General features: G+C 61.6%; 13 protein-coding genes. 7 read left to right on the forward strand and 6 right to left on the reverse strand.

Annotated elements, in window-relative coordinates; translation table 11 throughout:
- Positions 1–12: 12 nt before the first annotated feature.
- A complete protein-coding gene (locus tag ACK6BI_RS17975; protein WP_409318103.1) occupies positions 13–2,442 on the forward strand; it encodes a TonB-dependent siderophore receptor in 2,430 nt (809 codons plus the stop codon).
- Here ACK6BI_RS17975 and ACK6BI_RS17980 read toward each other — a convergent pair whose 3' ends face one another.
- Positions 2,443–3,318, reverse strand: coding sequence for a helix-turn-helix domain-containing protein (locus tag ACK6BI_RS17980; protein ID WP_409318145.1), 876 nt, complete (start codon positions 3,316–3,318; stop codon positions 2,443–2,445).
- A 143-nt stretch (positions 3,319–3,461) separates the two neighbouring features.
- Between ACK6BI_RS17980 and ACK6BI_RS17985 the strand changes: the two genes are divergently transcribed.
- On the forward strand, positions 3,462–4,364 hold the full coding sequence (locus tag ACK6BI_RS17985; protein WP_409318104.1) for a DMT family transporter: 903 nt from the start codon (positions 3,462–3,464) through the stop codon (positions 4,362–4,364).
- A 52-nt stretch (positions 4,365–4,416) separates the two neighbouring features.
- Here ACK6BI_RS17985 and ACK6BI_RS17990 read toward each other — a convergent pair whose 3' ends face one another.
- The 3 genes from ACK6BI_RS17990 to ACK6BI_RS18000 form a co-directional block, all read right to left on the reverse strand.
- The gene (locus ACK6BI_RS17990) at positions 4,417–5,391 is read right to left on the reverse strand and encodes a 2-hydroxyacid dehydrogenase (protein ID WP_409318105.1); all 975 of its coding nucleotides are present in this window, start codon (positions 5,389–5,391) and stop codon (positions 4,417–4,419) included.
- A 588-nt stretch (positions 5,392–5,979) separates the two neighbouring features.
- Entirely contained in the window at positions 5,980–6,354 is a 375-nt protein-coding gene (locus ACK6BI_RS17995) for a DUF6124 family protein (RefSeq protein ID WP_409318106.1), read from the reverse strand.
- A 328-nt stretch (positions 6,355–6,682) separates the two neighbouring features.
- Complete coding sequence (locus ACK6BI_RS18000; protein ID WP_085711718.1) at positions 6,683–7,651, reverse strand: LysR family transcriptional regulator; 969 nt, start codon at positions 7,649–7,651, stop codon at positions 6,683–6,685.
- 182 nt (positions 7,652–7,833) lie between these two features.
- Here ACK6BI_RS18000 and ACK6BI_RS18005 point away from each other — a divergent pair, with 182 nt between their 5' ends.
- From ACK6BI_RS18005 to ACK6BI_RS18020, 4 genes are all read left to right on the forward strand, one after another.
- Entirely contained in the window at positions 7,834–9,333 is a 1,500-nt protein-coding gene (locus tag ACK6BI_RS18005) for an efflux transporter outer membrane subunit (protein ID WP_409318107.1), read from the forward strand.
- Between the two features lie 140 nt (positions 9,334–9,473).
- Positions 9,474–11,666, forward strand: coding sequence for an FUSC family protein (locus ACK6BI_RS18010; RefSeq protein WP_409318108.1), 2,193 nt, complete (start codon positions 9,474–9,476; stop codon positions 11,664–11,666).
- On the forward strand, positions 11,656–11,856 hold the full coding sequence (locus ACK6BI_RS18015; protein WP_003221811.1) for a DUF1656 domain-containing protein: 201 nt from the start codon (positions 11,656–11,658) through the stop codon (positions 11,854–11,856). The genes ACK6BI_RS18010 and ACK6BI_RS18015 overlap by 11 nt, the downstream gene beginning before the upstream one ends.
- 10 nt (positions 11,857–11,866) lie before the next feature.
- On the forward strand, positions 11,867–12,733 hold the full coding sequence (locus ACK6BI_RS18020) for an efflux RND transporter periplasmic adaptor subunit (protein WP_409318109.1): 867 nt from the start codon (positions 11,867–11,869) through the stop codon (positions 12,731–12,733).
- A 42-nt stretch (positions 12,734–12,775) separates the two neighbouring features.
- Here the strand turns inward: ACK6BI_RS18020 and ACK6BI_RS18025 are convergent, their stop codons facing one another.
- Together ACK6BI_RS18025 and ACK6BI_RS18030 are read right to left on the reverse strand one after the other, a co-directional pair.
- Positions 12,776–13,600, reverse strand: coding sequence for an SDR family oxidoreductase (locus tag ACK6BI_RS18025; protein ID WP_409318110.1), 825 nt, complete (start codon positions 13,598–13,600; stop codon positions 12,776–12,778).
- 35 nt (positions 13,601–13,635) lie between these two features.
- Positions 13,636–14,100 (reverse strand): multidrug transporter, encoded by a 465-nt coding sequence (locus ACK6BI_RS18030; protein WP_065258336.1) that lies wholly within the window; start codon positions 14,098–14,100, stop codon positions 13,636–13,638.
- A gap of 183 nt (positions 14,101–14,283) precedes the next feature.
- On the opposite strand from ACK6BI_RS18030, the gene ACK6BI_RS18035 reads away from it, so the two are divergent.
- Positions 14,284–16,962 carry an RHS repeat domain-containing protein gene (locus ACK6BI_RS18035; protein WP_409318111.1) on the forward strand — a complete coding sequence of 893 codons (2,679 nt, stop codon included), beginning with the start codon at positions 14,284–14,286 and terminating at the stop codon, positions 16,960–16,962.
- Positions 16,963–17,021: the final 59 nt, after the last annotated feature.

Below are 17,021 nucleotides of genomic sequence, written 5' to 3' on the forward strand. Positions count from 1 at the left end.
AGGTCATGAGCAATGAAGTCCAGGGCAAAATCGGGTTCGGTCAAACAGTGGTTCGGTGCCTCGGCACTGGGTTTTGCGGCGCTGGCATTGCTGCCGATGAGTGTGGCGCTGGCCGTTGAAAGCAACAGCACTCAGCCACAGAAACAGTTCAGTTTTTCCCTGGCCGCCAAACCACTTCCGCAAGCGTTGAGTGACTTCAGTCGTGTGACAGGCCAGAGCGTGGTCTACACCGTCGAAGCGCCCTACGGTCTCAACGCGCCGGCGGTCGATGGCCAGATGAGTGCCGAACAGGCGCTGCAACGCCTGCTCGGCGGTTCCGGCCTGACCTTCCGCCGCACCGACAGCCATACCCTGACAATCGAACCCCAGCCCACCGACGGCGTACTGAACCTCGGTGCAACCACCATCACCTCGATGGAGAATCAGCCACTGAGTTACCAGCCACCGGAAACCAGTTCGGTGATGCGTTCCTCGGCCTCGCTCCAGGAAATTCCCCAGACCGTCAACGTGATCCCTGCGCAAGTCATTCGCGACCAGGCGCCGCGCAATCTCGATGACGCGCTGGCCAACGTCAGCGGCATCACCCAGGGCAACACGCTGGGCAGCACTCAGGACTCGGTGATGACCCGTGGCTTCGGTGACAACCGCAACGGCTCGATCATGCGCGACGGCATGCCGGTGGTGCAGGGCCGTGGCATGAACGCCACCGTGGATCGCGTCGAAGTGCTCAAGGGCCCGGCCTCGCTGCTGTACGGGATTCAGGATCCGGGCGGTGTGGTCAACATGGTCAGCAAGAAACCGGAGTTGACTCAGTACAACGCCGTTACCCTGCGCGGCTCGACCTACGGCGACGGCAAGAACGGCAGCGGTGGCTCGTTCGACAGCACCGGTGCGCTGGGCGATTCCGGCCTGGCCTATCGCATGGTGCTGGACCATGAGGACGAAGATTACTGGCGCAACTTCGGTACCCACCGTGAAAGCCTGATCGCCCCGTCGCTGGCCTGGTACGGCGAACGCACCAAACTGCTGTTCGCTTACGAGCATCGGGAATTCCTGACGCCGTTCGACCGTGGCACCCTGATCGACCCGCGCACCAACCATCCGCTGGACATTTCGCGCAACGAACGCCTGGACGAGAAATTCAACGACATGGAGGGGCGCTCGGACCTCTACCATTTCGAGGCCGACCACGAACTCAACGACGACTGGAAAGCCCATTTCGGCTACAGCTGGAACCGCGAAACCTACGACGCCAGTCAGGTCCGCGTCACCGCCATTGACACCAAAAAGGGCACCCTGACCCGCAGCATGGACGGCACTCAGGGTGCGATCAGCACCGACCGTTTCACCACTGCCAGCCTCGAAGGCAAGGTCAAGGTGCTGGGCATGCAGCATGACCTGGTGTTCGGCGTCGACGACGAGTACCGCAAGATCTACCGCGCCGACCTGATCCGGCAGAAAAGCCTGAGCACCTTCAGTTACGTCAATCCGGTCTACGGTCGTGAAGTGGCTGGCACCACTGTCAGCCCGGCGGACAGTGCGCAGACCGATCTGCTGCGCAGCGACTCGGTGTTCCTGCAGGACTCGATTCACCTCAATGATCAGTGGATTCTGGTGGCCGGCGGGCGCTTTCAGGAATACGACCAGTACGCCGGCAAAGGCGTGCCGTTCAAGGCCAACACCGACAGCAACGGGCAGAAGTGGGTGCCGCGCGCAGGTCTGGTGTATCGCTACACCGACGCGCTGTCGTTCTACGGCAGCTACACCGAATCATTCAAACCGAACTCGACCATCGCTCCCCTGAGCGGCAGCAGCACCGTGCTCGACGGCAGCATCGCGCCGGAAGAAGCCAAGTCCTGGGAACTGGGCGCACGCCTCGACATTCCGGGACGCATCACCGGCAACATCGCCCTGTTCGACATCAAGAAACGCAATGTGCTGGTGGCCAACGCCGAAGGCCCCACCACGATCTACAGCGCCGCCGGTGAAGTGCGTTCCCGTGGTCTGGAAGTGGATCTGACCGGCCAGCTCAGCGACCGCTGGAGCATGATCGGCAGCTATGCCTACACGGATGCCGAGGTCACCGAAGATCCGGACTACAAGGGCAACAAGCTGCAAAACGTGGCGAAGAATACCGGCTCGCTGTCGGCGGTCTACGACTTCGGCAGCGTGATCGGCGGCGACCAACTGCGGGTCGGCGCCGGTGCGCGGTATGTCGGTGAGCGCGCGGGCAACGCCGTGAATGATTTCGAGCTGCCGAGCTACACCGTGGCCGATGCGTTCGCCACCTACGACACCAAGGTTGAAGGGCAGAAGGTCAAGTTCCAGCTCAACGTGAAGAACCTGTTCGACCGCACTTACTACACCTCGGCGGCGAGCCGGTTCTTTGTGTCGATGGGCGATTCGCGGCAGATTTCGTTGTCGAGCACGCTGGAGTTCTGATCAGCGCAAAAACGCCTGGCGATATTCGCCGGGCGTTCCACCCAGCACCTGGCGAAAGCGGTTGGTGAAGTGGCTGGCACTGGCGAACCCGCATGCCAGGGCAATCTCCCCCAACGGCAACGCCGTCCCGCGCAACAGCTCCCGCGCCCGGCTCAAGCGCCGCGCCAGCACATACTGATGCGGCGGCAGGCCGAAGCTCACCCGGAACATCCGCGCAAAGTGATATTCCGACAGCGTACACAATCCCGCCAGTTGCCCGAGGCTGATCGGCTCGGCCAGCTGGTTGTCGATGTACTCCACCAGTTGCCGGCGCTGGTGCGGCGCCAGTCCCCCCTTGAGACGCAAGCCCTCACGCACGCCGACCTGGCTGAGCAAGGTATGGCTGATCAATTCGTGGGCCAGACTGCTGGTCAGCAGACGTTCGCCGGGCTCGTCCCAGTTGAGGGTGAGCAATTGGCGAAACCGTCGTGCCTGTTGCGGGTCTTCGAGAAAGGTCTTTTCGCGCAACTGCATTTCCCGGGGCTCCCGATCCAGCAGCGTGACGCAACCCAGGGCAAATTGTTCGGCGCTGAAATACAGGTGGGCCAGACGGATATCACCGTTGATCACCCAGCCTGATTCGTGGTCGGCCGGCAGGATGCACAACTTGTCCGGCCCACCTTTCTGCCCGGGTTGATCGCGACGGAATGTGCCGGTGCCGCCGGCGATGTAGCAGGAGAGGGTGTGATGACTCGGCGCTTCATATTCCTGGGCATCGTGGTGATTGGTCCACAAAGCGGCAGACAAGCCGTCGCCCAGCTCGGCGCTGTGCACAAGACGTGCGTTCGGCGAGCTGTTTAACGCTTGAAAGACTTGCAGGGTATCGATGGCGGCCATGGTCAGTCGGTTCTCTTCAACGCCTTGCATCCTACTCTCTGGATTTCGCGCTGCCAGCCTGCGCGCCGACAAAAGCGCAAGTTTATGCAAGCGCGAGTGGATGGCGTGGGCGGACACTGAAACCCAATCGAGGAGTGTCTGCCATGAACCTGTCGTTGTATTTGCTGACCGTACTGATCTGGGGCACCACCTGGATCGCCCTGAAATGGCAACTGGGCGTGGTGGCGATTCCGGTGTCGATCGTCTATCGCTTCGGCCTCGCCGCGCTGGTGTTGTTCGCGCTGTTGCTGCTCAGTCGCCGTCTGCAACCGATGAACCGGCGCGGGCATCTGATCTGTGTGGCGCAGGGTTTGTGCCTGTTCTGCGTCAACTTCATGTGTTTCCTGACCGCCAGCCAATGGATCCCCAGCGGCCTGGTGGCCGTGGTGTTTTCCACCGCGACCTTGTGGAACGCGCTGAATGCACGGGTGTTCTTCGGCCAGCGCATTGCGCGCAATGTGCTGATGGGCGGGGCGCTGGGCCTGCTCGGTCTGGGGTTGTTGTTCTGGCCGGAGCTGGCAGGTCACCACGCCAGTCCGCAAACCCTGCTCGGACTGGGTCTGGCGCTGTGCGGCACGCTGTGTTTTTCGGCCGGCAATATGTTGTCGAGCCTGCAACAGAGGGCCGGTCTCAAGCCGCTGACCACCAACGCCTGGGGCATGGCCTACGGTGCGGCGATGCTGTCGGTGTGGTGTCTGGTCAAAGGTATTCCGTTCGAAATGGAATGGACGTCGCGCTACATCGGCGCGCTGCTGTATCTGGTTATTCCAGGTTCAGTGATCGGTTTCACCGCTTACCTGACTTTGGTCGGGCGCATGGGGCCGGAGCGCGCGGCCTATTGCACGGTGCTGTTCCCGGTGGTGGCGCTGAACGTTTCGGCCTTTGCCGAGGGCTACCAATGGACGGCGCCGGCGCTGGCGGGGTTGGTGCTGGTGATGCTGGGCAATGTGTTGGTGTTCCGCAAACCCAGAGTCCCGGTATTGCCGGGTCACGGCAAGCTGGCCTGAGGGTTTTGCTGGCAAAAGGGGCAGACGTCCGGCGACGTCTGCCCCTTTTTAATCAGCCTTTCCAGACCTGCGGATTGACCAGATCCTGCGGCCGCTCGCCCAGCAGGGCGCTGCGCAGGTTGGCCAGTGCACGGTCGGCCATGGCTTCGCGGGTTTCATTTGTGGCCGAACCGATGTGCGGCAAGGTCACGGCGTTTTTCAGCTGGAACAGCGGCGATTCGCTCAGCGGCTCTTTTTCGTAGACGTCAAGGCCGGCGCCGCGAATGCGGTTGTTCTGCAGCGCTTCGATCAGGGCTGGTTCGTCGACCACCGGGCCGCGGGAGATGTTGACCAGAATCGCTTCCGGCTTCATCAGCGCCAGTTCGCGATGGCTGATCAGGTGACGGGTCTTGTCGCTGAGCGGCACCACCAGACAAACGAAATCGGCTTCGGCCAACAGCTGGTCAAGGCTGCGGAACTGCGCGCCGAGTTCCTGTTCCAGTTCGGTCTTGCGGCTGTTGCCGCTGTAGAGGATCGGCATGTTGAAACCGAAGCGCCCGCGACGGGCGACGGCGGCGCCGATGTTGCCCATGCCGACGATGCCCAGGGTCTTGCCGTGTACGTCGCAACCGAACAGCGATGCACCGACGCTGGCCTGCCATTGGCCGGCCTTGGTCCAGGCGTCCAGTTCGGCGACGCGGCGGGCACTGCTCATGATCAGGGCGAAGGCCAGGTCAGCGGTGCTTTCGGTGAGCACGTCCGGGGTGTTGGTGAGCATGATCCCGCGTTCGTTGAAGTAGGCCAGGTCGTAGTTGTCGTAGCCGACGGAGACGCTGGAGACCACTTCGAGTTTCGCGGCGTTTTCCAGTTGGGCCTTGCCGAGTTTGCGACCGACGCCGATCAGGCCGTGGGCGTGGGGCAGGGCTTCGTTGAACTGAGCGTTGATGTCGCCGTTTTTTGGATTCGGGACGATGACGTCGAAGTCCTGTTGCAGGCGTTCGATCATGGGCGGGGTGATGCGGCTGAAGGCCAGGACTGTTTTTTTCATTGGCATTGGGCTCGGGCTCGGCGGCTGACGTGATTGCCAAGCAAGCTAACATTTCTGTTTTGGGTTGTCTTGGCGGCCTCTGGGCCGACCAGACTTTTGGGGGGTTGGGTGTATATCCGTTGCTGCGGGTGTTGCCGCTGGCGGTTTCGCCCTTACGGCGAGTCACTTTTGCAGACGCCCAAAAGTAACCAAAACGCTGGGCCCCGGCGTTCGGCACCTCGCTGTGGCTCGGTGTTCCTTCGTTCCGGGATTGATCCGGGGGCATCGCCTACGGTTTGCTTCGCTGCACCTCCTCTCGATGTGTTTGGCTTCGCCAAACGGTCGCTTCGCTCCCACCCCCGGATCAATCCCTCCACTCAGCCTTCCGATGGGGCCGGTACGTCAAGAGCGGTACTCGAGCTAACGCTCATCGTTTTGAGTGGTGAGAAGCGAAGAGCGAAAAGCGAAGAGCGAAAAGCGAGTGCGGGCTGGCTTTGCTTTTGATTGTTCCCACGCTCTGCGTGGGAATGCAGCCCGGGACGCTCTGCGTCCCAATCGATCTGCCAGCGAATGCAGTCGGCGCTGGCAGGTCGGTTTTGTCGGAACGGCTTAGCTGGGTGTCGGGTAACGCTGTACTTCGACGTTATCCAGCACGCGGTTCACTGCCAGTTCGGCAAGCATGATGACTTGTTGTATGCCCAGAATCCGGTGCCGCTGTGGTGAGTCGACATAGGCTGCCACGTCACTGGCCATGACGCTGGCCGAGGCCAGGGATTCACAGGCGTGGGCCAGCAGGCTTTCGTCGTCCATGTCCGGTGAAATCTGGAACATTTCGCTCGGTTTGCGGCCGGGGCATTTTTTCGGGAGGGGGTTCAGGTAGTGATCGAGGGCGCGCTCGGCGGCGTCGTGAAGTTTCTTTGAATCGGCGGATTCGTAGGGCGAGGTGTCGTCGGTTTCTGGTGGATTCGGCGTTGGTTTCTTCATGGAAACATTACTCGATGGCTTGTTGAGTTGAAGCTGCCAGCTTTCGTTTTCCAGGCGAGAGGGTGGCAGCTGTGCACGGACTGGAAAAACCGGTCAAACCATCCAAACCCGGCAGGCCCAAGGGCCTCCCGCGCACAGCCGCCATGACATTGCGATCAAAAAGTGCCGCAGTATGCCATGAGCAGTGATGGTAGAAATCGGGTTTTCCAGACCCGGCCGCCGATGCGTCAGCGACCCCAAAAGCCTATCCACCTCGTTTCCGAGGGACAACCGACACGACTTGTCGGAAACATCCCCCCAAAATCAGCCCGTCTGTAGGACGGCCAAGTCAATTCGCCACTCGCACCCCGGCCAGACTCCCACTCATTTCATAAGCTGCCAGTTCCGCCTGATGCCCCGCCAGAATCTCCGGCAGCGATCCGCGCAAATACTCGACCCACGTCTTGATCTTCGCATCCAGATACTGCCGCGACGGGTAGATCGCATACAGGTTCAGTTCCTGCGAGCGGTAGTTCGGCATGACCCGTACCAGCGAGCCGTTGCGCAAGCCTTCGATGGCGGCATACACCGGCAGCACGCCGACGCCCATGCCGCTGGTGATCGCGGTTTTCATCGCGTCGGCGGAGTTGACCAGGAACGGCGAGCTGTTGATGGTGACCATTTCCTGGCCTTCGGGGCCGTCAAAGGCCCATTTTTCCAGGGGGATCACCGGGCTCACCAGGCGCAGGCAGGCGTGGTTCAGCAGGTCGCTGGGTTTTTGTGCGCAGCCGTTGGCTTTCACATAGGCCGGGGAGGCGCAGACGATGCTGTAGGTGATGCCCAGGCGTTGCGAGACGAAGCCCGAGTCCGGCAGTTCGCGGGCCAGGACGATGGACACGTCGTAGCCTTCGTCGAGCAGGTCCGGCACGCGGTTGGCCATGGTCAGGTCGAAGGTCACGTCCGGGTGGGTCTTGCGGTAGCGGGCGATGGCGTCGATCACGAAGTGCTGGCCGATGCCGGTCATGGTGTGCACTTTCAATTGTCCCGCCGGGCGCGCGTGGGCTTCGCTGGCTTCGGCTTCGGCCTCTTCGACGTAGGCGAGGATCTGCTCGCAGCGCAGCAGGTAGCGCTTGCCGGCCTCTGTGAGCGCGATGCGCCGGGTCGTGCGGTTCAGCAGGCGGGTTTGCAGATGGGCCTCAAGGTTGGAGACCGCGCGCGAGACGTTGGCCGTGGTGGTGTCGAGTTGCACGGCGGCGGCGGTGAAGCTGCCCGCTTCGGCCACGCAACTGAAGGCGCGCATGTTTTGCAATGTGTCCATGGGGTGCTCTCAAGGGAGATGGCAAATTGTGACACGAAGTTTCAGGGGCTGAGACCCCCGACCAAGGGATTATCTCGTTAACCGTAACAAAGATTCGCAGAAAACCCAGCTTATCGCCGTTCAGGGCGCCCCCTAGAATTGCGCCCACCTCGAAACATCCCCCACCTCAGGAATTCGCAGCAGTGCCGCGTCGCATCAACAGAGCGCTTTTGCCGCTCAGTGTTCTGGCTATTTCGTTAGGTCTTGGCGGCTGCATCGGAACCGGAGGGATTGCCCCGCAGGGCAAGGCTCTGGAGGCCAATGAACTGGCCACCGACGAGGCCATCGCCCACGCCGCCCGTGACGCAAACTGGCCCACCGCCCAATGGTGGCAAGCCTATGGCGACCCGCAACTCAATCGCTGGGTCGACCTGGCCGTGCAAGGCAGCCCGACCCTGGCCATGGCGGCTGCGCGAGTGCGTCAGGCCAAATCCATGGCCGGTGTCGCCGAAGCCGCCGAGTCGTTGCAGATCAATGGCGAGTCGACTCTCAAGCGCCACAACTGGCCGACCGACCAGTTCTACGGCCCCGGTGAGCTGGCCAATACCACCACCTGGGACAACAACGCCGCGCTGGGTTTCAGTTACGCCCTCGACCTCTGGGGCCGTGAAAGCAACAGCACCGAACGTGCGGTGGATCTCGCGCACATGAGCGCTGCCGAGGCGCGGCAGGCGCAACTCGAATTGCAGAACAACATCGTGCGCGCCTACATCGAGCTGTCGCTGCATTACGCCCAGCGCGACATCGTCGCGGCAACGCTCAAGCAGCAACAGCAGATTCTCGAACTGGCGCAGAAACGCCTTAACGGTGGAATCGGTACGCACTTCGAAGTCAGTCAGGCTGAAACCCCGCTGCCGGAAACCCATCGGCAACTGGACGCACTGGACGAAGAGATCGCCCTGAGCCGCAACCAGATCGCCGCACTGGCCGGCAAAGGGCCGGGCGCCGGTGCGCAGTTGCAGCGTCCGACCCTGTCCCTCGGTGCGGCGCTGAAACTGCCGTCGGCATTGCCCGCCGACCTGCTCGGCCAGCGTCCGGACGTGGTCGCCAGTCGCTGGCAAGTGGCGGCGCAGGCGCGCGGGATCGATGTCGCGCATGCCGGGTTCTACCCCAACGTCGATCTGGTCGGCAGCCTCGGCTACATGGCCACCGGCGGCGGGGCGCTGGAGTTTTTGACCGGCAAAAAGCTCAACTACAACGTCGGGCCCGCAATCTCGCTGCCGATCTTCGACGGCGGGCGCCTGCGGGCCGAGCTCGGTGAAGCGTCGGCGGGTTATGACATCGCCGTCGCGCATTACAACCAGACCCTGGTCAATGCACTGAAGAACATCTCTGACCAGTTGATTCGCCGCGAGTCGATGGACAAGCAGCAGACGTTCGCCACCGAGTCCGTGGCCACGGCGCAGAAGACTTACGACATCGCGATGATCGCCTACCAGCGCGGCCTGACCGATTACCTCAATGTGCTCAACGCCCAGACCCTGCTGTTCAAACAGCAGCAGGTTCAGCAGCAGGTGCAGGCGGCGCGTTTGAGTGCCCATGCCGAACTGGTGACGGCATTGGGCGGTGGTCTTGGCGCGGGTAAGGACGTGCCGACCGCCGAACAGACCGCCGCACCGAAAACCCCGGCTCTCCTGCGTTGAACACACAACCCGATGTGGGAGCGAGCCTGCTCGCGAAAGCGGTGTTCCAGTCGCCATCCATGTCGAATGTAACGCCGTCTTCGCGAGCAGGCTCGCTCCCACAGGTTTCGAGTCCAGACTGAATTTTTGAGCACAATTGAATGACTCCCTTGCCCGCACCCTTGCGCTGGCTCTACTCCCTGGAATGGCGCCGGGGCTTTTTCGAATGGGCACGCAGTGATGGCGTGACCTGGGTCTACATCTTCAAGGTGTTGATCGCCGCATTCCTGACCCTGTGGCTGGCGATGCGCCTGGAACTGCCGCAGCCGCGCACGGCGATGATCACCGTGTTCATCGTCATGCAGCCGCAGAGCGGCCAGGTGTTCGCCAAGAGCTTCTATCGCTTCCTCGGCACTCTGGCCGGCTCGGCGATGATGGTCACGCTGATTTCGCTGTTTGCCCAGAACACCGAACTGTTCCTCGGTTCGCTGGCGATCTGGGTCGGCATCTGCTCGGCCGGCGCCGCCCGTTGCCGCAACTTCCGCGCCTACGGTTTTGTGCTGGCGGGCTACACCGCTGCAATGGTCGGGCTGCCGGCACTGGCGCATCCCGACGGAGCGTTCATGGCGGCGGTGTGGCGGGTGCTGGAGATCTCGCTGGGGATTCTCTGCTCGACCCTGGTCAGCGCCGCGATCCTGCCGCAGACCGCCAGCGCGGCGATGCGCAACGCCTTGTATCAGCGCTTTGGTGTGTTCGCCCTGTTCGTCACCGATGGCTTGCGCGGACGCAGCAAACCGGAATCGTTCGAGGCCAGCAACGTGCGTTTCATCGCCGAAGCGGTGGGGCTGGAAGGACTGCGCAGCGTGACCGTGTTCGAAGACCCGCACATGCGCCGGCGCAACGGTCGTCTCAGTCGCCTGAACAGCGAGTTCATGGGCATCACCACCCGCTTCAACGCCTTGCATCAGTTGCTCGAGCGTCTGCGTGTCAATGACGAAGCGCATGTCGTGGCGGCGATCAAACCGGGCCTGCAGGATCTGGCCGAAGTGCTCGACGGGTTCAGCGGCCGTGCCCTGACCAGCCCGGATGCGGCGCGTCTGGTGCTGGCGCTCGCCACGTACAAGGAAGGGTTGCCGGCGCGGGTGCGCAGTCTGCGGGCGGCATTCCAGGAGAGCGGGCCGGGCGAGGCCGGGTTGCTGGATTTTCATACGGCCTATGAACTGCTCTATCGCTTCGTCGACGACCTGCACAGTTATGCACAGACCCACGCCTCGCTGGCCGATCACAGCCACGAACGAGAGCGCTGGGACGAGCCGTTCACCCCGCAGACCAGTTGGTGGGCGGCAGCGGCTTCGGGGATTCGTGCCGCGTTCATTCTCGTCGTACTCGGCAGTTACTGGGTCGCCACCGCGTGGCCGAGCGGCGCGACCATGACCCTGATCGCAGCCGCTACCGTGGGCCTTTCCGCCGCCACGCCGAACCCGAAGCGCATGGCATTCCAGATGGCGTGCGGCACGTTCCTCGGGGCGCTGATCGGCTTCGTCGAGATGTTTTTCATCTTCCCGTGGATCGACGGTTTCCCGCTGCTGTGCGTGATGCTCGCGCCGGTGATCGTGCTCGGTTCGTTCCTCGCCTCACGACCGCAATACGCGGGTGTCGGCCTGGGGCTGCTGATCTTCTTCAGTACCGGCTCGGTGCCGGACAACCTGACGATCTACAACCCCTACACCTTCATCAACGACTACATCGCCATGGTCATGGGCATGTTGGTGTGTGCGGCGGCGGGGGCGATCATTCTGCCGCCGAACAGCCGCTGGCTGTGGCAGCGCCTGGAGCAGGATTTGCGCGGGCAAGTGGTGTACGCGATCAGCGGCAAGCTCAAGGGCCTGGCGTCGAGCTTCGAAAGCCGTACCCGCGATCTGATGCATCAGGCCTACGGTCTGGCAGCCGGTCAGCCGCTGGTGCAGAAAAACCTGCTGCGCTGGATGTTCGTGGTGCTGGAAATCGGCCACGCGATCATCGAGTTGCGCAAGGAACAGGCGATCCTGCCGGTGCATCCGGCCTATGCCGAATCGCAGCCATGGCGCCAGGCAATCCGGGTCATGGGGCGCTCGCTGGTGCGCCTGTTCCTGCAACCGAATGCGAGCAATCTGGAACGTGCGCTGGTGGCGGTGGATCACGCCATCAGCCGTGTCGCCGCCACCGACGAGCCGTTCGCACCGCACTTCGACACCTCGGCACTGCGGCGGGTGAAAAGTTACCTGCACTTCATCCGCACCTCGTTGCTCGATCCGCAGTCGCCCCTTGCTGCCTATGCCATCGCCAAGCCCGAAGGACTTGCCCATGCCTCGTGAAATCGCCTTCCACGGCGTGTACATGCCGACCATGACCCTGATGTTTTTCGTCGCCGCGGCGCTGGCCTGGGCGCTGGACCGATTCCTGTCCGGATTCGATCTGTACCGCTTTTTCTGGCACCCGGCGCTGCTGCGTCTGAGCCTGTTTACCTGTCTGTTCGGCGCGATGGCGCTGACTGTCTACCGTTGAGAATGTCCCGATGAAAAAGTTTTTCAGCCTGCTCGCGACCCTGCTGGTGCTGGCCCTGGCGCTGTGGATCGGCCGCACGCTGTGGGAGCACTACATGAACACGCCGTGGACCCGCGACGGTCGGGTCCGCGCCGACATCATCAACGTTGCGGCCGACGTGACCGGTGAAGTGGTGGACGTGCCGGTGCGCGACAACCAGTTGGTGAAGAAAGGTGATCTGCTGATGCAGATCGACCCCGAGCACTACCGCCTCGCGGTGAAACAGGCGCAATCGCTGGTGGCCTCGCGCAAGGCCACGTGGGAGATGCGCAAGGTCAACGCCCATCGCCGCGCTGACCTGGACAACCTGGTGATCTCCAAGGAAAACCGCGACGACGCCAGCAACATCGCCGACGCGGCACTGGCCGATTACCAACAGGCCCAGGCGCAACTGGAAGCCGCCGAACTCAACCTCAAGCGCACCGAAGTGCGGGCGGCGGTGGACGGTTACGTGACCAACCTCAACGTCCATCGCGGCGACTACGCGCGCATCGGCGAGGCGAAAATGGCCGTGGTCGACATGAACTCGTTCTGGGTCTACGGCTTCTTCGAAGAAACCAAGCTGCCTCATGTGCGCGTCGGCGACAAAGCCGACATGCAACTGATGAGCGGCGAAGTCCTGAAGGGCCACGTGGAGAGCATTTCCCGCGGCATCTACGACCGCGACAACCCGGAAAGCCGTGAGCTGATCGCCGATGTGAACCCGACCTTCAACTGGGTGCGTCTGGCGCAACGGGTGCCGGTGCGGATTCACATCGATGAAGTGCCGGAGGGTGTGCTGCTGGCGGCGGGGATTACCTGCACGGTAGTGGTGAAACAGGGCGCTGTGGATAACTGACAGGCCGAGCCCCCATCGCGAGCTCGCGATGGGGGAACTCTCTCAGAGTTTCCCGCGCAACCCGAAACGCTTCATCAGCGTCGACTCCAGCAACCCTTTCGGCAGCAGGGTCGCCAGCAACGGCAAAGCCCGGCTGCCGTTGCCGATGCGGATCAGCCGTGGCGGCTTGCTCTGTTGCACAGCCTTGAGCAGTTCGGCGGCGAACTCGCTGGCCGGTGTCGGTTTGTCTTGAGAAGCCTTGGCTCGCGCCCGGATGCCTTCGCGCAGGGGAAACCATGGCGATTGTTCGTTGATCAGTTGCTCGGCCTCGTGCCCGGCATTTTTGGCGAAGCTGGATTGAATCGCCCCCGGCTGCACCTCCATCACTCGAATCCCGAACGGCGCCAGTTCCATGCGCAAGGCATCGCTCAACGCATGCACCGCTGCTTTCGACGCACAGTAGGCGCCGGCGAATGGTGTGACGAGCACCCCGGAAACACTGCCGATATTCACCACCAGGCCTTTGGCCCGGCGCAGCACCGGGAACAGCGCACGGGTCACGCCGACAATCGAAAACACATTGGTTTCGAACTGGCGCTGCATGGCCGTCACACCGCCGTCGAGCAACGGGCCCATGGCGCCGTAGCCGGCGTTGTTGATCAGCAGATCAAGGCCGCCGTGTTGCTGGTTGATTCGCTCGGCGAGTTGCTCCAGCGCTGCGTTGTCGTTGACATCGAGTTGCACTGCGGTGAACCCGGCTACGCCGAGTGCGGCGACATCTTCAGCCTTGCGCGCACTGGCCCAGACCTCGTAGCCGGCGCTTTTGAAAGCATCGGCGAGGGCGCGGCCGATGCCGCTGGAACAACCGGTAATCAACGCAACGGGCATGGCGCATTCCTTGTGCAAAAGAGTGGGGAAGAGGATCAGTCGGAGAAACTACCCTGCAATCGCTCGGCGCGGAACTCCAGGGTTTGCGGGCGATAGCCGGGACGCAGCGGGGGCAGCGGCAAGCAGTCTTCCCAGTTGCCACCGGCCTGCAGTTCGCCGGGGCCGCGATAGCGCGGGGCGGCGTATTGGTTGTCGGCCAGGTTCACCGTGTCGCCCGGCGCGTACGCTGCAATGCGCCAGCGCAGCTCGGTCAGCGGTACATCGTTGCCGTTGTTCATCTTCAGTTGCAGCGGGCGATCTGCCGGGCACTGTTCAGGTGCATAGGTGATACGTAATTCCAGTCGCGCCAATTGCTTGATCTCACGGTTGTCCAGCCACACCACCCACATCGCCACCAGCCCGAGGCCGACAGCGGCGGCCATGGACACCGGCAAGGCCTTGGCCGGGTAGCGCAACAGCAGGACCAGCCAGGTGATGACCAGCAAGACGCCGATGAACATGTTCGAACACTCCTTGAACTCGTGATGACCATCCTACCGAAGGGGCGCGGGAATGGACATTCGCGGATTGATCGATGGCACCGTTGGTCGGGACTGTAATGTCTGACAGTAGCCGAACCAGCGCTGTGCTTGCTCAGATCTCCGAGGCAGAAAGAAATGCCGGTTGCGCGGGGAGCGCGCTCCATGACTTTGCACACCAATACGCCGAGGATATCTGTGTTCGACCCGCGCGGCTTGTCGGTCCGCACGGTCGACTATTGTCGAACCGTCGAGGACACCCCCGTCGAGCCCCGGATCAACCGCACGCTTCACGATCCGGCAGGGAATGCGGTGAAACACTGGGACCCACGGCTTTGGCTGCTGCAAGCCGACGACCCGCTGACGCCGGCCAATCTGACGCAGGTGTTTGCTCTGGACGCCTCGCTGATTCGTTCGGACAGTGTCGATGCCGGTACGCAAACCACAATGATGGGGCTTGCCAGGCAAATGGTGTTCAGTCGGGACAGTCGTCAGACGCAGCGCGAGATCAAGCACGACAATTTGTTGCGCCCCGTTGCGATATTCGAAGACGGAACAGGCGAACCTCGACGTTGTGTCGAGCGCCTGACCTATGGTCATCCCGGCAGCGGGGATCAGTCGCTTAACCAGTACGGTCAGCTGATTCGTCATGATCACCCGGCGGGCAGCGTGCTGTTCAACGCGTTTGCAATCAGCGGCCCCTGTATCGAGGACACCCGCCACTTCACGCTGGAACCGCTGACACCCCACTGGCCGGAGCAGGAGGCGGATCTCGCACGGCTGTTGGAACCCGGCGCCGGTGCGACATCGCAGTGGCGCTATGGTGCGCTGGGTGATGTCCTGGAGCAGACGGACGCCCGAGAAAACCGGCATACATTTGCGCTGACCGTCGATGGCCGCTTGCACGAGCGCCGATTGCAGTTGCGGGGTGAGCCTGAACAGATCCTGATCAGCGATATTCACTACAACGCTTACGGCAGTATTGAACAGGAAACCGCCGGCAACGGTGTGCAAACTACCCGCGCATACCGGCCCGAAGACGGTCGCCTGATGGTCCGTCGGGACGAAGACTCTCACGGTAGAGCGCTGCAACACCTAGGTTATGGATACGACAGGATGGGTAATGTCCTGAGCATCGAAGACAAAGCATTGCCGATTCGTTACTTCGCCAACCAGCGAATCGATCCGGTCAGCCGCTTTGTCTACGACAGTCTTTATCAGTTGATCATGGCATTCGGCTGGGAAGCTGGCTCTGTCAGTCAGGGCCCACAATCGATCGGGCGCATCGACCCTGCGGCGGTCAGCAATTATCAGCAGACATACGAATATGATCCCGGCGGCAACCTGCGCAGACTGACTCATGTCGGCGCACAAAGTCATGGGCGCAAACTGCAACCGGCGAGTTACAGCAATCGCGCTTTGCCTTATGACGACACACCTCCCGACGACGCTCAAATCGAAGCCGCATACGACCGCAGAGGCAACCTGTTGCAGCTGGAACCGGGGCGGCTGCTGAGCTGGAACCTGCGCAATCAACTGCAATCGGTCAGCCCGGTGGAGCGTGCCTCCGGGCTCAGTGATCAAGAGGTCTATCTCTACGATGGCAGCAGTCAGCGAGTGCGCAAGATCCATTCTTCTTTAACCAACGTCCGCACCCTGATTGCCGATGTGCGCTATTTGCCTGGACTGCAATTGCGCACCGACAACGGTAGCGGCGAACGGTTGCAGGTCATCATTGCCGACAACGTTCAAGTACAGCATTGGGAGAGTCCGCCGCCTTCGGGAATTAACAATCGGTATCGATACCAACATGTTGATCACCTGGGTTCGGTCAGCCTGGAAACCACCAGTGACGGTGCGATGATCAGCCGGGAAACGTTTCACCCTTTCGGCACCAGCGCCTGGCAGGACGGCGAACTCAGCTGCAAATTCGTCCGTTATTCGGGTAAGGAGCGCGATGCGACCGGACTTTACTATTACGGCTTCCGTTACTACATCCCATGGTTGCAACGCTGGGCCAGTACCGATCCTGCCGGTTATTCGGATGGGCTGAATATTTACCGTATGGTTCGCAACAATCCGCTCACGATGAGAGACGCTCTGGGGCTGCAAGCCGAAACCGGAACCTACGAAGCGCAGGTGGGCATTCGAGTGAGACTGGCCCTCAAGCTGCTTTCCTCCCAAACACAGGTGGCCAGGCTCGACCCGGGAGGGCAGGGATACAGCAAGTCTGCTGATTTCAAACTGGTTGAAGTCGGAGAGAGTCCCGAGTTTTCAGTGAGCAAGCGCGAATTGATGAGTCATCTGAGGATGTACCGTCGCCAGTACCGTGAGATGTACCACGACTCTATGCGGGGAGACGCGCAGAACAAAAATATCAACGCGGAACAAAATTTTGAATTGGGAAAAGAGATCGCCGAGATCACATCCTCGTCCCTCAAGTATTCAAGCGAACCACGTGTATCGGAGGAAAAAACGGTCACCAAGCACTTCTTCGCATTGATCAATCGCGACGATGTCGAAAAGAAGGGTCAGGACAAAGTGATTTATGGCATTGCTGAGTTGAGTATTTCGTCAACAAAGGGCGGAGAAAGCACGGTTCATGTGAGCAACGTACTTGCTCACCCGTTATCGCAGCCTGGCGTGGAAAACTTCCTGGGTGAATCGGTCGAGGCCACCGAGGCCATCCGGCCTTTCAAATTGCGTGGTATTGGCACTTACCTGACCGTCAAGTCGTTAGCCAGGATCGTGAGCACGCACAAGGTTCAGAAAGTCAGGACAGCTGCCGTCAATCCGCGATCAGCGGCTATCGCCAAAAGACTTGGAGCCAGAAAAGTGGCGTAAAAAAGCCCCCGCCCGATCCTCTGCGGATAGGGGACGCAGCGGGCCGGGCGGGAGCTTCT

The organism is Pseudomonas sp. KCJK9016 (genome assembly GCF_046231795.1).
Lineage (GTDB): Bacteria > Pseudomonadota > Gammaproteobacteria > Pseudomonadales > Pseudomonadaceae > Aquipseudomonas > Aquipseudomonas bananamidigenes.

Excerpts from the sequence above, each read along its gene's own strand:
- ACK6BI_RS17975 (WP_409318103.1), top strand. The coding sequence starts at position 13 with ATGAAGTCCAGGGCAAAATCGGGTTCGGTCAAACAGTGGTTCGGTGCC.
- ACK6BI_RS17980 (WP_409318145.1), bottom strand. The coding sequence starts at position 3,318 with ATGGCCGCCATCGATACCCTGCAAGTCTTTCAAGCGTTAAACAGCTCG.
- ACK6BI_RS17985 (WP_409318104.1), top strand. The coding sequence starts at position 3,462 with ATGAACCTGTCGTTGTATTTGCTGACCGTACTGATCTGGGGCACCACC.
- ACK6BI_RS17990 (WP_409318105.1), bottom strand. The coding sequence starts at position 5,391 with ATGAAAAAAACAGTCCTGGCCTTCAGCCGCATCACCCCGCCCATGATC.
- ACK6BI_RS17995 (WP_409318106.1), bottom strand. The coding sequence starts at position 6,354 with ATGAAGAAACCAACGCCGAATCCACCAGAAACCGACGACACCTCGCCC.
- ACK6BI_RS18000 (WP_085711718.1), bottom strand. The coding sequence starts at position 7,651 with ATGGACACATTGCAAAACATGCGCGCCTTCAGTTGCGTGGCCGAAGCG.
- ACK6BI_RS18010 (WP_409318108.1), top strand. The coding sequence starts at position 9,474 with ATGACTCCCTTGCCCGCACCCTTGCGCTGGCTCTACTCCCTGGAATGG.
- ACK6BI_RS18015 (WP_003221811.1), top strand. The coding sequence starts at position 11,656 with ATGCCTCGTGAAATCGCCTTCCACGGCGTGTACATGCCGACCATGACC.
- ACK6BI_RS18020 (WP_409318109.1), top strand. The coding sequence starts at position 11,867 with ATGAAAAAGTTTTTCAGCCTGCTCGCGACCCTGCTGGTGCTGGCCCTG.
- ACK6BI_RS18025 (WP_409318110.1), bottom strand. The coding sequence starts at position 13,600 with ATGCCCGTTGCGTTGATTACCGGTTGTTCCAGCGGCATCGGCCGCGCC.
- ACK6BI_RS18030 (WP_065258336.1), bottom strand. The coding sequence starts at position 14,100 with ATGTTCATCGGCGTCTTGCTGGTCATCACCTGGCTGGTCCTGCTGTTG.
- ACK6BI_RS18035 (WP_409318111.1), top strand. The coding sequence starts at position 14,284 with ATGACTTTGCACACCAATACGCCGAGGATATCTGTGTTCGACCCGCGC.